This is a genomic window from Hyalangium sp. (assembly GCF_045802625.1).
Taxonomy (GTDB): Bacteria; Myxococcota; Myxococcia; order Myxococcales; family Myxococcaceae; genus Hyalangium.
In genome coordinates this window covers 1-17211 of record NZ_JBJMQP010000082.1, presented here as the reverse complement: position 1 = coordinate 17211, position 17211 = coordinate 1, and the positions used below count along the sequence as shown (strand labels likewise).

General features: G+C 66.1%; 13 protein-coding genes. 6 read left to right on the top strand and 7 right to left on the bottom strand.

Features of this window, described 5'->3' with window-relative positions; translation table 11 throughout:
- Positions 1–205: 205 nt before the first annotated feature.
- On the bottom strand, positions 206–748 hold the full coding sequence (locus ACJ8AT_RS15615; RefSeq protein ID WP_407738527.1) for a hypothetical protein: 543 nt from the start codon (positions 746–748) through the stop codon (positions 206–208).
- Positions 749–1114: 366 nt separating this feature from the next.
- Positions 1115–5803: a hypothetical protein gene (locus tag ACJ8AT_RS15610; RefSeq protein ID WP_407738526.1), complete on the bottom strand. Its 4689-nt coding sequence runs from the start codon at positions 5801–5803 to the stop codon at positions 1115–1117.
- Positions 5804–5955: 152 nt separating this feature from the next.
- Between ACJ8AT_RS15610 and uvrA the strand changes: the two genes are divergently transcribed.
- Positions 5956–8505: an excinuclease ABC subunit UvrA gene (gene uvrA / locus ACJ8AT_RS15605; protein WP_407738525.1), complete on the top strand. Its 2550-nt coding sequence runs from the start codon at positions 5956–5958 to the stop codon at positions 8503–8505.
- On the opposite strand, the gene ACJ8AT_RS15600 is transcribed toward uvrA, so the two are convergent.
- Positions 8502–9269, bottom strand: a complete 768-nt coding sequence (locus ACJ8AT_RS15600) for an ABC transporter permease (RefSeq protein ID WP_407738524.1) — start codon at positions 9267–9269, stop codon at positions 8502–8504. The genes uvrA and ACJ8AT_RS15600 overlap by 4 nt on opposite strands.
- Positions 9266–10198 carry an ABC transporter ATP-binding protein gene (locus ACJ8AT_RS15595; protein WP_407738523.1) on the bottom strand — a complete coding sequence of 311 codons (933 nt, stop codon included), beginning with the start codon at positions 10196–10198 and terminating at the stop codon, positions 9266–9268. Before ACJ8AT_RS15595 ends, ACJ8AT_RS15600 begins: the two co-directional genes overlap by 4 nt.
- Before the next feature lie 140 nt (positions 10199–10338).
- Here ACJ8AT_RS15595 and ACJ8AT_RS15590 point away from each other — a divergent pair, with 140 nt between their 5' ends.
- From ACJ8AT_RS15590 to ACJ8AT_RS15570, 5 genes are all read left to right on the top strand, one after another.
- Positions 10339–11289 carry a trypsin-like serine protease gene (locus ACJ8AT_RS15590; protein ID WP_407738522.1) on the top strand — a complete coding sequence of 317 codons (951 nt, stop codon included), beginning with the start codon at positions 10339–10341 and terminating at the stop codon, positions 11287–11289.
- Between the two features lie 24 nt (positions 11290–11313).
- Positions 11314–12207 (top strand): trypsin-like serine protease, encoded by an 894-nt coding sequence (locus ACJ8AT_RS15585; protein ID WP_407738521.1) that lies wholly within the window; start codon positions 11314–11316, stop codon positions 12205–12207.
- Between the two features lie 96 nt (positions 12208–12303).
- Positions 12304–13806 (top strand): serine/threonine protein kinase, encoded by a 1503-nt coding sequence (locus ACJ8AT_RS15580; RefSeq protein ID WP_407738520.1) that lies wholly within the window; start codon positions 12304–12306, stop codon positions 13804–13806.
- 16 nt (positions 13807–13822) lie between these two features.
- The gene (locus tag ACJ8AT_RS15575) at positions 13823–13972 is read left to right on the top strand and encodes a hypothetical protein (protein ID WP_407738519.1); all 150 of its coding nucleotides are present in this window, start codon (positions 13823–13825) and stop codon (positions 13970–13972) included.
- Positions 13973–13985: 13 nt separating this feature from the next.
- On the top strand, positions 13986–14381 hold the full coding sequence (locus tag ACJ8AT_RS15570; RefSeq protein ID WP_407738518.1) for a hypothetical protein: 396 nt from the start codon (positions 13986–13988) through the stop codon (positions 14379–14381).
- Between the two features lie 306 nt (positions 14382–14687).
- Here the strand turns inward: ACJ8AT_RS15570 and ACJ8AT_RS15565 are convergent, their stop codons facing one another.
- The 3 genes from ACJ8AT_RS15565 to ACJ8AT_RS15555 all read right to left on the bottom strand — a co-directional run.
- Positions 14688–15443, bottom strand: coding sequence for a DUF5953 family protein (locus ACJ8AT_RS15565; RefSeq protein WP_407738517.1), 756 nt, complete (start codon positions 15441–15443; stop codon positions 14688–14690).
- Positions 15440–16348 (bottom strand): DUF6310 domain-containing protein, encoded by a 909-nt coding sequence (locus ACJ8AT_RS15560; RefSeq protein WP_407738516.1) that lies wholly within the window; start codon positions 16346–16348, stop codon positions 15440–15442. The genes ACJ8AT_RS15565 and ACJ8AT_RS15560 overlap by 4 nt, the downstream gene beginning before the upstream one ends.
- A gap of 242 nt (positions 16349–16590) precedes the next feature.
- Positions 16591–17211: LuxR C-terminal-related transcriptional regulator (locus ACJ8AT_RS15555; protein ID WP_407738515.1), on the bottom strand; the 621-nt coding region annotated here is incomplete at its 5' end.

The window sequence follows — 17211 nt, the reverse complement described above, 5'->3', positions numbered from 1 at the left end:
CAGCCAAGATCCCAAGGCGTCTGTCCAGCCCGAGCGTCTTGCCAATATTATCTGGAGTGCTTTGGCGAAGTTTCGCGGCCCGTGGGTGTTTTTTTACCTGACACGGACACACACGCTCTGAAGAGGGGCCGATTTCTCGTCGGTTAGGAACGACCCCCTCCCCAGACTCTCCGTGAATTTTCAACTGAAGTAGAAAAAGGGGGGCTCAGCAGTTGAGGCCGGAGCAGAAGAACGTCACCGCGTGCAGCTCGATGGCGTTGGGCGCCACGCCCGTCTGGCCGTGGGCGAAGTCCCAGAAGCCGACGCCGACGACGGTGACGGTGTCGCTGCTGGTCTTGAAGGAGCTGGTGGCCGAGTACTTCGCGTCGAAGGCGGCCCGGGCCGACTGGATCTTGGAGTAGAGCGGGCTGCTGCCGCTGACGCAGCCGGGGTGGGGGATCTCCACGATCATGGTGCGGCTGCCGTCGCTGACGACGATGTGGTAGTCGCTGTCCGTCTCCGCCTTGTACTTGGTCATGGTGACGTTGCGCAGCCGGTAGGTGGTGAGCTCCACCGGGCTGACGCGGTTGTTGGCCGGCAGCGAGCCCGGGGCGCTGAGGCCCACGAGCGAGGCGATGGTGGTCGTCGTCGAGGTGAGGTTGACCCTGCTGATGTCCGCGTCGCTGCCCGTCTTCACGGACCAGCGCTCGGTGCCGCACGTCACTCCCTGCTCCGAGATCGCGAGCTCCTCGTCTTCCTCTTGCTCCATTTCCCCCTCGCCCGTGCGGGCAGCGAAGGTGCCGCAGGCGCTGAGCGTTGGGCCCAGCGAGAGGAGAACGGCCAGGGAGAGCCAACGGCAATCAGCCAGGGAACGCACCTGCATGGGGGGCCTCGGGGGGAAGGCGGGGGCCGGCCTGATGGCCGGTGCATGCAACCGTAGCGCGGAAATCTCGATGTCTGAGAGAAAACAATGCCAACGCATTGTGTCACGCGTGTGACGCGGTCCGGTGCCTCTGGATCTGACCGGTCAGATCTGGCCCCCCCTGCCTCTGGATCTGACCAGTCAGATCTGACCAGTCAGAGCTGGCCCCCTGCCTCTGGATCTGACCGGTCAGATCTGGCCCCTCTTCTGGATTCAGGGGGTGAGCGACACGTCGAGCGTGAAGCCAGACGGCAGCACCTCTCCTCCTCGAACGACGAGGACGTAGGTGCCCGCGGGCAGCGCGGACTTCGTGAGGACCAGCGGCCCTGAGTAGTAGCCGCTGTTGCCGCACGCTGACTCCGCGCCTCCGCAGCCCGACAGGAGCCCGATCGAGAACGGCTCGCTGGTGTTCTGGCGGTGGACGGTGGCCGACAGGTTGAGCGCGCGGTCCGTGGTGAAGGTGAAGAAGGTGTCCGGGGTGATGGAGCTGTCACACGACAGCTTCACATCTGAGGCGAACGCGTAGGGATCCACGGAGGCGCTCGCCGTGCCGCCCGCGGCTCCGTTCGAGAGCACCAGCGGGAGGGCGCCCGTGCAGACGTCACCGGGTTCGAAGTCGTCGACCTGGACGTCAAGCTGGAAGGTCCCCGTCGGGTTGCTCAGGCCCGACTTGACCATCAGGTACGAGGTGCCGCCCGGCAGCGGGGTGGAGACGCTCGAGGTGCCGTCGTACGAGGAGCGCTCACATGCGATCTGCGAGGACGACTGATCACACGGGCTGCGCCGGACGGACAGCGTAGGCTGGGTCACCGAGGGCGAGCCCAGGGCGCGAGCATGGAGCAGCCGCGGGCTGTCCGTGGTGAGGGCGAACACGGCATCACTGCCGCCGAAGTAGTTCCAGCAGTCCGAGATGTCCTCGAAGTAGTCAGGGAAGCTGCCGGTGAGCGTCGCGCGGCCGTGGGTGCCTTGCGAGAGCGTCACCGGCTGTGGGTTCGCGCAGCTCTCGCCCACCGGCTCCGCGGCGGACAGGCGCGCGGACAGCTCGAACGCCCCCGCCTCGGTCGAGTCGTACCCGTCGATGACGACGTAGTACGTCCCCGGAGGCAGAGCGCGATAGCTCGTCCAGGCGCTCGAGGAGTACGAGGGGGTCTCATCACAGCGCAGGTCGAAGTCGTTGGTGCCACACCCCTGGCGCAGCGCCACGGTGGGCCGGAACCCCGAGGTGAGGGGCTTCACGGTGAGGCGCAGGTTCATCGAGGTGGTGGTCGTGAAGGCATAGACGGTGTCTGGAGCCGTGTTCGGCCCCGGGTAGGTCCCGCAGACAGGCACCACGTCGTCGAAGAAGGGCCGCGTGTCACCCTGGACGGTGACCTGGCCGGGGCCGCTCGCCGGCAGCCCCAGCGGGAGCGCGTTGGCGCACTGATCACCGGCCGGCCGCCCGCCCAGGGTCACCTTCAGCGTGTAGTCATTGGGCGCGTCGTAGGTCCCCTTGTCGACGAACAGGTAGTAGGTGCCGGGAGGGAGATCCTTGGCGCGGAGGAACGACTCCTCCAGGCCTCCGGATTCGCACACCACGGCCGAGCCGTTACAGGCGCCACCGCGCAGGGAGAGGGAGGGGGCCTTCGCGCCCGTGGAGGTGGTGGCCTGGGCGAGGAGGCTCAGCGGCTGGGTGGTGGTGAAGGTGTAGACGCGATCCGGGAGGTACGTCCCGCAGTAGTAGTCCGGCTGGGGGTTGTCGAAGGCGTTGGACAGATCTCCCGTCACCGTGACCGTGCCACCGGCGTCGGGGAAGGTGAGCGGGATGGGATTGGCGCAGGTGTCCCCGGGCGTGGGCGGTGTCAGCGAGGCCTGCAGCGTCATGCTCGCTGACTGAGCCTGGGACCAGAAGTCCACCGCGAGCACGTACGTTCCCGGCGGCAGGCTGCCCACCGCGAACGGGGCTGAGAAGGAGTAGAGCGGCGTGCAAGAGAGCGGTCCGTCGCAGGAGCTGACGAGGGAGATGTACGCAGTGCCGAGGCTCGAGGAGCCCTGCACGCTCGCGTGCAGATCGAGCACGCGGTCGGTGGTGAACGTGAAGAACGTGTCCGTGCCAGTACCGCCACAGTCGACGAGCGGATCGTCGAAGAAGTCATCCAGGTTGAGGGTGACGGCCGCGGTCCCGCCCGCGGCGCCCCCCGAGAATGCCAGCGGCAGGGGGACCGAGCAGGTCTCTCCCGGCTGGTGCGGAGACGCGGAGATCTCCAGCGAGTAGTCCCCAGGCCCCCCGGAGAAATACTCGGCCGAGAAGTAGTGCGTCCCCGGCTGCAGGCTCCCCGCGAGCAGGGTGGCCACTCCGTTCGCATCCGGCTGCCCGCACACGCTGGTCCCCCCACTGCACGAGTCTTCCAGGAGCGTCAGCGTGCCCTTCGCCGTGGACTGCTGAGGCGTCATCTTCACCCGCAGATCCAGCTCGCGATCGAGGGTGACCGAGTAGACATGGTCCGGGGCGGGGTTGATCCAGGCACACGCGGAGAAGTCATCCGACATCCCCACGGTCGTCCCCGTGAGGGTGGCCGTTCCTCCCGCGGGCCCATTGGACAGCGTCACCGGCGTGGCGACCGAGCACGTGTCGCCGGGCGGGGTGGGCGCCGCGGAGATCTGGAGATCGTAGTCGGTGCCGGCGGCCGTGGGGCCCTTCACCCAGAGGAAGTAGGTGCCCGCTGGGAGGGCCGTCGTATGGAACACCCGGGTGGCGGAGGCCGTCGAGTCACAGCTCCCCCCAAGGGACAAGACGTCCTCGCAAGTGGAGACGAGGATGATGCCCGGGGCGTTGGTCGAGCCCCGGGCGGTGGACTTCACCTGGAGGTTCGAGAACGGATCGGTGAGGGTGATCCGGTAGACGCGATCGGGCAGAGCGTATGCCGGGCACGCGTTGTAGCTGTCCTGCACGCTGTCTCGTGTCGAGGACTGATACGTGAGCGTGCCGCCGCCCGCGGGGAAGTCGACGCCGAAGGGATTGGCGCAGAACTCGCCCTGGGTCGGTGGCGTCGCGCTCACGTCGAGGGTGTAGCCAAGAGTGTAGCCTGACTCGACGACGAACTCGTGCGTGCCCGCCGGGAGGATCGAGGCGAGGGTGGCGCTCGTCGTCCCGCCCTGGCACGCCAGCGAGTAGCCTGTCGCGCAGCGCTCTGGATTCGTGCGGTGAAGCGACAGTGAGCCCGAGGGCGTGTCCGTCCGCGTCGCGGTGGCCCGGACGACCAGCTCCCGATCGGTGGTGATGGAATAGATCTGATCGTACCCGTCGGCGGAGGAGCCGCAGTACGAGGGGATGTCGTTGAACGCCCCGCTCAGGGTGCCGGACACCTGCGCCGTGCCTCCGGCCGCGCCATTCGAGAGCGCCAGCGGGATGGGGCGTGCGCACGTCTCGCCCGGAGCGCGCGGTGGGGTGAGCGCCGCATTCACCGAGAGGGAGTTGGTCTCGGAGGCATCGGAGTCAACGAGCAGGTAGTAGTCGCCCGGCGTGAGGTTCGCGACCGAGAGCGCCGTACCGCAGCCGAGATCCGCTCCGCCGCACGCGGAGCGCAAGGCCATCACGTTGTAATGGGAGTACGTGGGATACGTCTCGCGGATCGATGCGGAGAAGTCGCTCGGCTGATCGACCCGGAAGTGAAGCACGGAGTCAGGCCCGGACGGCTGGCCCAGGCACCCCAGCGTGAAGTCGTCCGAGTGGTTCGAGGTCTCCACCCCCGCGTAGGCGTGGCCCGTGGAATCGAAGGTCAGCGGGAAGGCTTCCTGGCAGGTCTCTCCGCTGGGCGGAGGCGTGGTGGTGACGGAGAGCTCGAACTCCCCGGCGGCCAGGTCCTTCGAGGACACGATGATGTCGTAGTAGCCGTAGTAGAGCAGGCCGTTGAACTGGGCGGTCTCCAGCCCGGAGGCTGAGCAGCCCGGGCTCGTGCAGGAGTTGCTGTAGCCCACTCGGAGCGTGGGCTCGAAGCCGGCGGTGAGCGACTTCGCGGAGATGGCCACCTGCGAGAGGGCCGGGAGGCTGAAGCTGTAGACGGCGTCGCGCGCTCCCTCGACGCAGCTGAGCTGGTCCGGGCCATAGCGGCGCAGGTCGTCATGGAGCGTGGCGGTCCCATTCGTCAACGTGAGGGCTTGGGGCTGGGAACAGAAGTCACCCGGCCCCGGAGGGGACAGTCGCAGCTCCAGGTGCAGCGGCGAGCTCGCGGTGCCGACCGCCTCCACCCAGGCAAAGAAGCGGCCGTGTTGGGCAAAGGCCGAGATACGCGCGCTGTGGGCGTCCACGGGGGCGAGGGTGCACAGGGCCTCGGAGCTTCTCTGGTCGCAGGTGGTGCGCACGGCGATGAGGGGGCGTACCCCCGCGTCATCGGAGCGCACGATCAGCTCGACATAAGTGTCGTCCTTCGCCACGTCGAAGGAGACGACAGCATCGGCTCCTCCCTCGCCGCAGCTCGAGTGGGCCTCATCGCCGAGGCCCGTCAGGTCCAGCGTCGCGCTGGCGAAGCCATTCGAGTCCACCTGCAGCGCGATGGGCGCCGCGCAGGTGTCCCCCGCATGCGGCTGCACCGGCGTCTCACAGTGGCCAGTGACGCACACCCCCTGCACGCAGTCGCTGCAGCTCGCTCCCGACAGGCCACACGCGGTGTTCTCCGTGCCCGCGCGGCAGCTTCCCGCGCTGTCACAGCAGCCGGCACAGCTCGCGGGGCCACAAGTCACCCCCGAGTCGGGTCCACCCGCGTCGGGGCCCCCGGCGTCGGGGCTTCCGGCGTCGGGGCCTCCGGCATCAGGACGGCCGGCGTCGGGTGTGCCCACGGGCCCCGCGTCCGGCTCGTCGCCCCCGGGGGGCTTCTCCGTGCCGCATGCGGCGAAGACGAGCGCGAGCAGGACGATGAGATGGCGCATGGGGCAGTTCCTTGGGCGGGGACCGGGCTCCCCTGGGGGGATGGAGCCGGGCACCCCACCATAGAACGGATCGTGCAACCACTTCACATGTGGCGCCCAGGCCCCTTGTTCCTCCCTTGCTCCCGGGGGCCCCCGGCACCATTTTCAGGCGAATGCCCAAGCCGCGCGGTCTTCAGCTTCCCGACACTCCCAGCGATACGAGGGCCGGGTTTGTCCGGGTGCGTGGGGCCCGTGAGCACAACCTGAAGAACGTGGATGTCGACATCCCGCGTGACGCCCTGGTCGTCTTCACGGGGATCTCCGGCTCGGGCAAGTCCTCGCTGGCCTTCGGGACGCTCTATGCGGAGGCCCAGCGGCGGTACTTCGAATCCGTGGCCCCGTACGCCAGGCGCTTGATCGATCAGGCCGGTGTCCCCGAGGTGGACTCGATTGATGGCCTGCCCCCGGCGGTGGCCCTCCAGCAGCACCGCGGCGCTCCGACGACCCGCTCGTCCGTGGGCAGCGTGACGACGATCTCGAACTCCCTGCGCCTGCTGTACTCGCGCGCAGGCAGCTACCCGCCGCACCAGCCGCACCTCGACTCGGATGCGTTCTCGCCCAACACCCCGGCGGGGGCCTGCCCCAACTGCCATGGGTTGGGCCGCGTGTATGAGGTGACTGAGCGCTCGATGGTGCCGGATGACTCGCTCACCATCCGCGAGCGGGCGATCGCCGCATGGCCTCCCGCGTGGCACGGCCAGAACCTGCGCGACATCCTGGTGACGCTCGGCTACGACGTGGACCGCCCCTGGCGGGAGCTGCCCCAGAAGGATCGGGACTGGATCCTCTTCACGGAGGAGCAGCCCACCGTGCCGGTGTACGCGGGGTTCACCCCAGCGGAGACGCGCCGGGCGCTCAAGCGCAAGGAAGAGCCCAGCTACATGGGGACGTTCTCGAGCGCCAGGCGCTACGTGTTGCAGACCTTCGCCACCACGCAGAGCGCGATGCTCAAGAAGCGGGTGTCGCAGTACATGGTGAGCGGGGAGTGCTCGCTCTGCCAGGGCAAGCGGCTGCGCCGCGAGTCCCTGTCCGTCACCTTCGCGGGCCTGGACATTGGCGAGCTCTCCCGGCTGCCGCTGAAGCGCGTCGCCGAGATCCTGCGGCCCGCCGCGGCGGGCACGGCACCGGGAGCGGCGAAGCTGGCGCGGGAGCACCCGGAGAAGGCGCTCGTGGCGCAGCGGATCGCCAAGGATCTGCTGGTGCGGATCCAGGTGCTGACGGAGCTCGGGCTGGGCTACCTCTCGCTCGAGCGCAGCACCCCGACGCTCTCTCCCGGCGAGCTCCAGCGGCTGCGGCTCGCTACCCAGGTGCGCTCCAACCTGTTCGGCGTGGTGTACGTGCTCGACGAGCCCTCCGCGGGGCTCCATCCGGCGGACACCGAGGCGCTGCTGAAGGCGCTCGATCAGCTCAAGGGCTCGGGCAATTCGCTGTTCGTGGTGGAGCACGAGGTGGATGTGATCCGCCACGCCGACTGGATCGTCGATGTCGGGCCGGCCGCTGGCGAGCACGGGGGGCGCATCCTCTTCAGCGGGCCGCTCGAAGGGCTCGGAGCCGTGGAGGCGTCCCAGACGCGGCGCTATCTCCTGGGCGCCGAGACCGCGCCGCGCCGCCCGCCTCGCTCGCCCAAGGGGTGGCTTCGCCTCCAGGGCGTCAGCCGCAACAACCTGCACGGGCTCGACATTGGCTTTCCGCTGGGAGTCTTCACCTCGGTGACGGGCGTCTCCGGCTCGGGGAAGTCGAGCCTGGTGAGCCAGGTCCTGGTGGAGCTGGTCGCCGAGCAGCTCGGCCATGAGCTCGCCCCCGAGGAAGAGGAGGGGGAAGCGCTGGAGCGCACCGTCGTGCTCACCACGGGCGGCCGGATCGCCGAGGGGATGGAGGGCATCAAGCGGCTGGTGCGAGTCGATCAGAAGCCCATCGGGCGCACGCCGCGCTCCAACCTGGCGACGTACACGGGGCTCTTCGACAACGTGCGCAAGCTGTTCGCCGCGACGCCCGCCGCGCGGGCCCGGCGCTTCGACGTGGGGCGCTTCTCTTTCAACGTGGCCAAGGGGCGCTGCGAGACGTGCGAAGGGGAGGGCTTCGTGAGCGTGGAGCTGCTCTTCCTGCCCAGCGTCTACGCGCCGTGCCCCACGTGTCATGGGGCTCGCTACAACGCCAAGACGCTGGAGATTCAGTACCGCGGAAAGAACATCGCCGAGGTGCTGGGGATGACCGTCGACGCGGCCTACCAGTTCTTCGCCGAGGAGCCGCCCTTGCTCCGCGCGCTCGGGGTGTTGAGGGAGGTGGGCCTGGGCTACCTGCGGCTCGGCCAGCCCGCGACGGAGCTCTCCGGCGGCGAGGCGCAGCGGATCAAGCTCGCCACCGAGCTGCAGCGGGTGCAGCGCGGCAACACGCTCTACATCCTGGACGAGCCCACCACCGGGCTGCACCCCGCGGACGTGGACAAGCTCATGGCGCAGCTCGACGGGCTGGTCGAGGCCGGCAACACCGTCGTCCTGGTCGAGCACGACATGCGAGTGATCGCCGCCAGCGACTGGGTCATCGACATGGGGCCCGGGGCCGGGGACGAGGGGGGCAGGGTGGTGGCGTCCGGGACGCCCGCCGAGGTCGCCGCCTCCCGGGCGAGCCGCATGGCGCCCTTCCTCGCGCGAGTCCTGGGCTAGTTCTTCAAGCGGTAGCCCGTCTTGAAGATCCACCCCACCGCCGCCAGGCACGCCGTGAAGAAGCCCAGGGTGATGGCGAGGCTGGTCCCCACGGCCACGTCCGCCGTCCCGTAGAAGCTCCAGCGGAAGCCGGAGATCAGATAGACCACCGGGTTGAACAGGGTGACGGTGCGCCAGAAGGGCGGCAGCACGTCGATGGAGTAGAACGCGCCGCCCAGGAAGGTCAGGGGCGTCACGATCAGCATGGGGATGAGGTTGAGCTGCTCGAAGCTCCTGGCCCAGACGCCGATGATGAAGCCAAACAGGCAGAAGGTGACCGCCGTCAGCACCAGGAAGGCGATCATCCACAGCGGGTGGAGGATCTCCAGCGGCACGAAGAACGACGCGGTGGCCAGGATGATCAACCCCAGGGCGATCGACTTGGTCGCCGCCGCGCCGACATAGGCGAGGACGATCTCCAGGTAGCTCACCGGCGCGGACAGCAGCTCGTAGATGGTGCCGGTGAACTTGGGGAAGTAGATGCCGAAGCTGGCGTTGAAGATGCTCTGGGTGAACAGGCTGAGCATGATCAGGCCGGGCACGATGAAGGCCCCGTAGGGCACCCCACCCACGCGCGTCACCTTCGAGCCAATCGCCGAGCCGAAGACCACGAAGTAGAGCGAGGTGGTCATCACCGGGGTGACCACGCTCTGCAGCAAGGTGCGCAGCGCCCGAGCCATCTCGAACCGGTAGATGGCCCATACGCCATGGAAGTTGAAGATCATGATGCGGCACGCTCCGTCACCAGGCTCACGAAGATCTCCTCGAGCGAGCTCTGGCGGGTGTTCAGGTCCTTGAAGCCGATGTTCAGCTCGCCCAGCCGCCGCAGCAGGTGCGGCACGCCGGTGTTCTCTTCGTTCGCGTCGAAGACGTACTCCAGCTCGTTGCCGCCGGCCTTCAGCCTCAGCTGCCACTGGCTCAGCTCGGGCGGGATGGACGCCAGGGCCTCCTGGAGGTTGAGCGTGAGCTGCTTCTTGCCCAGCTTCCTCATCAACGTGGCCTTGTCCTCGACCAGGATCAGCTCGCCCTTGGAGATCACCCCCACCCGGTCCGCCATCTCCTCGGCCTCCTCGATGTAGTGGGTGGTCAGGATGATGGTGACGCCCTGCTCGCGCAGCTTCCGGACCAGCGCCCACATGTCCCGGCGCAGCGACACGTCCACGCCGGCGGTCGGCTCGTCGAGGAAGAGGATCTCCGGCTCGTGGCTCAGCGCCTTGGCGATCATCACCCGCCGCTTCATGCCGCCCGAGAGCGTCATGATCTTCGAGTCCTTCTTGTCCCAGAGGGACAGATCGCGCAGCACCTTCTCGATGTGGGCGGGGTTGGGCGCCTTGCCGAACAGCCCGCGGCTGAAGCGGACCGTGGCCCACACCGTCTCGAAGGCGTCGGTGGTGAGCTCCTGGGGCACCAGGCCAATCTTGGAGCGCGCGACGCGGTACTCCTTGAAGATGTTGTGGCCGTCGGCGATGACCGTCCCCGAGCTCGGAGTGACGATGCCGCAGATGATGCTGATGAGCGTCGTCTTGCCGGCGCCGTTGGGGCCGAGCAGGGCGAAGATCTCTCCCTTGCGGATCTCGAGATCGATCTTCTTCAGCGCATGTTGCCCGGAGGCGTAGGTCTTCGTCAGGCCGGAAACGGAGATGACTGGCTGCATGGGGCGGGGACCATAGCGCAGGCGTGACGGGCTGAGGGACCCTTCTTACCAAGGCCCCATCCATGCTCCAATGACGAGGCTGAACATCCCTTGAGCCAAGACGCATGCGCGTTTCCATCGCACCCACACGCCTCCAGCGCATGGCCCTCGCTGCCATCCTGCTGCTCATTCCATTCTTCTCGGGCGTGACTGGATGCAGGAGCCGCACGGAGCAGCCCTTGAAGGTGGATGCGGGCGCCGCCAATACACAAGCCGACCGCGAAACCTCGGAATATGGGGTGACCAATACGAGCCTGTATCAATATGCCGGCACGATGGACGTCGAGAACCGCTACGTCTCCACGGTCATGATCACCACCGACGCCCAGTCGAGAACGGTTCTGTGCAGCGGTGTCGTCATCAACCCTCGAGTCGTCCTGACCGCGGCCAGCTGTCTCTGCGAGCCTGGAAAAAGCGCCAGCATTCCCATCAAGGGTAAGATTCTCGGTCGGGGTGTGTCTTGCTTGGAACGCGCCGCCGTGACCACGGCCATCTACGAGGCTGCACAGGATAAGGACTACCCAGAAGCTACGAGCTCGATGAGTTTCAACAGTTATGAAGGCACGGTCCGGCCCCATCCTGAATTCACGCCCGGTTCGGAGAACTCAAATTCGGCAAAGCCGGGGCACGCGGATCTGGCAGTCATTGTCTTGGATGAAGCCGTGAAGGGAGTACCCTCCGAACCCTTGATGGAACAAGGCGAGGTCCAAGCCCGTGAGCCTCTCGTCATGGCGGGCTATGCGGATACTAAAAGCCACAGGACGGTAGGCGGGCTCTATGGCATTCGCTACTTCCGGAAGAACACCGTCACTCAAGTCCTGGCCCCCGAAGAGGGACGAGTTCTCTATCAGCAGCAAGGTCCCTCGATTTATAACGGTTACTCCGGTGGCCCTTGCTTTCGCGAGGCTGCTCAGCGGCATCTGCTGGTCGGAATCGCGAGCATCGGTACGGACCAGGAGCTTTCATTCACCCGTGTTTCTCAATATCGGGATTGGCTACGGGCTGAGGTCCGCCGCGCTGCGACCGATATACCTCCTACTCCAAATCATTGACGCAAACTTGAAGAGGTGGCTCGTATGGCCGCTTGCCGCAGTCTATTGGCATCTTACCTGCTCATGGTCATCTCCTTGGAGGTTGGATGCACCTCCAACTCCTCTGGGCTCAGAGGTGGAGAAAGCGTTCCCCGGGTGAGTGGAAGTTCTTTCGCCGCCCACGACATGAACGGCGTTTCTGGGGGGCGGGACGATCACGATAATCTCTGGCGAGCCATCGTGAGGATCTACAGTGGCGTAGGGACTTGCAGTGGCGTCCTGATTGCCCCACGGACAGTTCTTACTGCTGCTCATTGCTTCTGCTCGGTAACGAAAGCAGCCTTCAACAGGAGTTCATGTGTCAAGAAGGCCACGGTGATCAGCCCCTTCTATCTCTACCGGCCGGAGGAAAAGGGCTGGAAGCCCATTGCGGAGTCGTCCCCAGGGAATGTCATCGTGCATGAGAGTTTTACTTCTCAACTCGATAGCCAAGGGTTTGTGGATCCAGACAAGCGAGTCGCGGACCTTGCCATTGTGACGCTCGATCACGAACTGAATGGGATCGCGCCAGACGTTCTCCTGAGGAAGCAGGAAGTCTCAAAGGGTGATGAGCTCATCGTGATTGGTTACGGGTCGACCAAGCACGAGGCAAACGATGGAGGTCTGCGCCGGTTTGGCACCAATAAAGTATCCACCATCCGCACACTGTCCGACCGGGCAGGCCGGGAGTTCCGCTTCAACGATTCGGGGGCTCATACGCATGAAGGAGACAGCGGCGGCCCGGCCTTGTTTCTTGACGACAACGGGAAGCGATGGCTCGTGGGCATCAATGGCGGGTACTCGGACACTGAGCCGCAATCCTGGTTTACGAGCACTGCCAGTTACTACGATTGGATCACAGCGCAGCTTGAGAAGGCCCGGCAACCGAGAGCCCCCTGACTGTAACCCTGTGGATTTCTGGGCAGCACACTTGGAGACCCATGAGGTAGGGTAGGGCAAGCGGGCGGAGGTGAACGCCCGCGCCGGAGAGTGCCCATGGGGACGCAGCGAACCTTACGGGAAGTGGATCCGCTCTGCCTGCCGGTGGGGCTGCGGATCGGCGCGTGGCGGGTGATGGGCTGGAGGGGGCGGGGGGGTTACGGCACTCTCTACCGTGTCGAGCAGGTAGGCCGCGAAGAGGCGGGCCCGTTCGCGCTGAAGCTGGCCATCTACCCCGGGGATGAGCGCTTCGCCCGCGAGGCCTGGCTGCTGTCGCGCATTGTCAGCCCTCACGTTCCCCGGCTCCACGCGCAGGGAGTGTGGGAGCATCCCTCGGGGGCCTATCCGTATCTCGTGATGGATTGGGTGGAAGGCGAGACGCTGTACGAGTGGGCGGACAGGCGCAATCCCAGCTCGCGCGAGGTGCTGAGGCTGCTGGCGCAGGGCGCGCGGGCGCTGGCTGCCACGCACGCGGCCGGTGGTGTGCACCGCGATGTGAAAGGGGACAACGTGCTGGTGCGGCCGGATGGCCGGGTCTTCCTGACGGACTTCGGGGCAGGGCACTACCGAGGCGCCGCCACGCTCACCTCGAAGCTGTGGCCCCCGGGCACCCAGGCCTACCGCAGCCCCGAGGCGTGGGCGTTTCTCAGCGCATTCCGCCGTCATCCCACGGTGCACTACCCGGCCAGCGCGTGTGACGATCTGTTCGCGTTGGGAGTAACGGCATACCGCTTGGTGATGGACGAGTACCCGCCGTCCACCCGTCCCGAGGACACCGGCTCCGAGGTGTGGCGCGAGGGCGGGCCTGGGCCGCGTCCCCCGCGCGAGCTCAACCCGCGGATCACTCCGGAACTGGACGCGCTCATCCTGCGACTGCTGTCCCCCGCGCCCATCGAGCGTTTTGAGGGCCGTGCTCGGGAGGCGGCGAAGGCGCTGGAGCAGGCGGCGCAGGGCGCGGGGGCCGAGGGGGATGTTCCTCTGTTCTCTGTGGGGGACGAACATGGGCCTCGGTGGCGTTCGCCAGGGGCGCTCCGTCTGGCTGCGGAGCGGGACGCTGTTGCGAGGCAGGAGTTCGCGTTGCGCGAGGCCGGGGAGGGGACTCGCGCGGTTCCCGAGAGTTCGCAGTTCCGGTCCCAGAGCTTCACATCGGTGTGGGGAGTGGAAGTGGCGATGGCCTTCCTGGGGCTGCTGCTCGCAGGGCTCACCGTGGCGTGCCTCTACCGTAGGCCGGAGGTAGCGCAGGTCACCTCGGACAAGGATTCCCGCGAGCATGGTTTCGTGGCGGTGGGAGACAGCGCCAGCACGACTCCCGCCTCAACGTTGGCCCCCATGTCCAAGGACAGCAGGGTGCCCGCAGTAGGGCTACCGCTGGAGAAGCCCTTTCCCGGCCAACGCACACCTCCGTGCACCCGATATGGCGAAGTGGAACTGCGTGGAGGGTGCTGGTACCGCTTGGGAGATGCCCCAGCGCCCTGCCGGGAAGACGCATACGAGTGGAAGAATGCTTGTTACCTGCCCTCGTTTCCGACCCGCCGCCAGACGACGTCGCACCCAGAGTGAGCGCTCCGGAGCCGAGGTGGAGAAGATGCTGGAATGTAACCCGAACAGAATTTCTGGAGGCGGGAGGCGCAACGACGGTACGTTCAAGCTCATCCACGATGTGCGCTGCAACATCCGTCAGAAGACCGGCCGCTCGCTGCAATCGGCGGCGGGCTTGCTCGATTAGGAAGCATTTTGACATGACGCGGGAGGAGTTCTTGGAGTGGGCGCAGGAAGAAATTGTCGCACCTCGGGCGTCTGAGGGGCGTGAGCCATTCGGTGAGGTGCATTACTGGGCGGTCCACGTCTCGAAAGGGACCTACTTTGCAGTGGATGCACTCGCGAATGGCACACTTCGCGTGCATCTCTACTCCTCCAACGATGCAGTCAAGCAGGGTTGGAGTGCACGGAGACCCGTCGCGCAACCCGTTCCAGTGGCTCATGCATGGACCTCGCCGGGGGTGCGAGACAACGGTCCCGGAAAGCGGGCCTATATCGGATTCGAATGGACTGCTTCGTCGAGCGATTATGGCCGCGAGAAGAAGATCGCTACTTTGACAGCAGGCTGGCTCGACCAGTTCTGGAGCACGGAATGACGCATCCAGATGGGTGCAGTGGCCGGCCCGGCTTGCCATATGCCCGAAGAGGAATTCGCAGGACAAGTGAGCTGGCAATAATAGAGAACGCCCAACCCTTGTTTGGACTCAAGTCCAGAGGCGAATCCATGGAAGGTCCAATTTCTTGCGCTTGGTAAAGCGCAAATACAACCGCACAGCGCCGTTCCATGAATAGCCTGCATCGGTTAGTCGAAGTTTGAATCTTTCTACCCCCCACCAAGCAGGCAGCCATGGGGATGGCCGCTGCGCAACCGAGAGCCCCCTGACTGCAAGCCTGGGGATCGGTCAGGGTGAGTCGCGCCCGCCGATCTGCGGGAAGCGCTCGTAGGCTCGCTTCAGCGCGTCCAGGTGGGCGGGGTTGTCGAGATCGAGCGGCGCATTCGTGAGCTGCACGATCCACCCGCCCGACGCCGTGCGCCGCGCCCGCTTGAGCAGCTCGGCGTCGCGAGCAGGGTCCGGGAACCCGATGGCCTTCGCGGCAGCGGCAGACCAGTAGTTCAGCCACCCAAGATAATAGGGAATCTCTGGCGAGCGGATGTGCTGGAAGAGCTTCAGGGCGGGCAACCCCCGGCGTGGGGAAGGCGGCCCTTCCAGCGTGGGGGCTGTCTGATACGCGATGTCCAGCGCAGCACCATCCGGCGTCGCACGCCCCCAGAACGCGCGTGCGCCCTCCGCTACGCCCTCCAGCACAACCCCCGCTGCCGCGATAACAGTTGCGTCAAGCGGCATCTTCGCATGAACATCGAGCAACGGCTGGCCGCCCGGCGATTGGCTCGCGGGCCTTGTCAACCCGCTAATCGTCACCGGAAAGCCCTCATCACCATTGCATACGAGAGGAAACTTCCCGCGCGCTGCCGACTCAGCAAGCCATTCGTCGCGCTTTGGCAACGCGGCAAGTCGCCGCCTCTCGGTCACTCTCCACTCCAGGCGCAATCCGGGCAATGCCCGTTCCAAGCCATGGATGGTAGCGAGCGTGCGTTTGCCGTCACCCACGAGCGCAGGCGCATAGACGATGAGGATGAGGGTACTTTGAGTCGTCATCGTTTGCACCCCGTGACGACGATCTTGAGGGTGGAATCGCGATTGAGCAGTGCTTGCTTGTGCGCTTCGGTGCTCACACCAATGACGAAGTCATATCCACAGGCACTCGCAGCATGAAGCTCCCTGTGTAATTGCTCAATCTCCTTATCAATCTCCTGATCCCGGATAAAGGCATTGTATGTGTCAAATCGATGTGTCTTGATTTCCCACAGCACACGCACGCCGACTTGCAGCGCATCGAAGCGCTCACCGCCTACGAATACGTCCATGCCGGGATAACGGTTGGGCGGAAACTTATCGGCACACTCGTTATGCGGGACATCTTCGCCCGCGTGCCGCACCGGGATGGGCTCGCACGACGGACGGCGCGGCTTGGTTTCTGGCGGTGGGGGGAAGCTGTCTCCGGTGGGTGAGCCCTTTGGCTTAGGCGCTTGGTTCGCTAACGGCTCCTGAGCGGGCCGAGTTTGAGCCTTGGGCTTCGCGCGCTCGCGGGATGCGTTCCGTTGATAAGCATCGATCCCCTCTTGGATGGCGGCTGCCACCACCACCGCGCCAACAACAATCACTGCCCCGACGACGATCTCGGGTGCCGCAAAGACACAGAGGGCCACGACTGCGGGGGCGGCTGCATCCGCATAGGCAACGGCGCATCGTTTGGTGACATCCCGAAACCTGACCCTGTCGCGATCGAGCGCGTGAAAACACCGCTCCGCAAGGATCGGCCACTCGTTGGAGGCTTCCCGCGCCACGCATTTCCCAGCATCCGTCCAGGGGTACAGCGCCGCACGCTGAAGATTGGCGAGTCGCGGGCTCGGGGCCTCCACCTCTCCCGGGCTTGGATCCATCGTGGCGCAGGCCGAGAGCAGGAGCAGGAGCAGGGGGGCGCTGCAAGTTCGGAAACGCATGGCCACGTCCTTTCAATCAAGCGGGGGCTGTGGGGCAAGCCTCGCTCCTCCTGGAGTATGCCAGCCCCGTCTGAGGGCTAGGGCGCTCGGCATGTGCCGAAGGTCCAGCGGAGATCGAGGACTTCAAGGCCGCGATGCGGAAGAAGCCTGCGGGCGTTCCCGGACGGAAGGAGTCCCCGTCAAAGGATGCCCTGCGTAAGCGCAAGGGCTCCGGGGTGAAGCTCCTAACTCCTTCGAGTTGGCTACACCGAGATCAATCCCTTGCGGATGCCCTCGGTGACGGCTTCCACGCGGTTGGTGACCTCGAGCTTGCGGTAGATGTGCTCCAGGTGCGTGCGGATCGTCGCCTTGCTCAGGTTCAGCAGCTTCGCCGCCTCGCTGTTCGACACGCCCTTGGCGATGAGCTGGAGGATCTCCTTCTCTCGATCCGACAGCGGCTTGAGCGGGGACTCTTCCTCGGCCGCCGCCACCGCCACGGGCCCCGGCACCGCCTCGGGCGCGGCCTCCACCTTGGGCGCCGGTGCCGCCTCGGGAGCGGCGGGGCGCGCAGTGGCGGGCAGCGGCACGCTGTCCGGATCCACCCGGAAGTGCCTGAGCAGCCGGCGCGCCAGGTTCGGCTGGATCACCGTGCCTCCGGCTCGGACCTCCTTGATGGCCTCGATGATCTTGTCCACCGGCGCGCCCTTGAGCAGGTACCCGGACGCTCCCGCCTTCACCGCCTCGAGGACTTTGTCCTCCTCGTCGAAGATCGTGAAGATGAGGATCTCCACCTTGGGGTAGCTGGACTTCACCGCTCGCGTCACGTCGATGCCGCTCATGCGCGGCAGCCCCAGGTCCAGCAGGAGCACGTCCGGCATCATCTT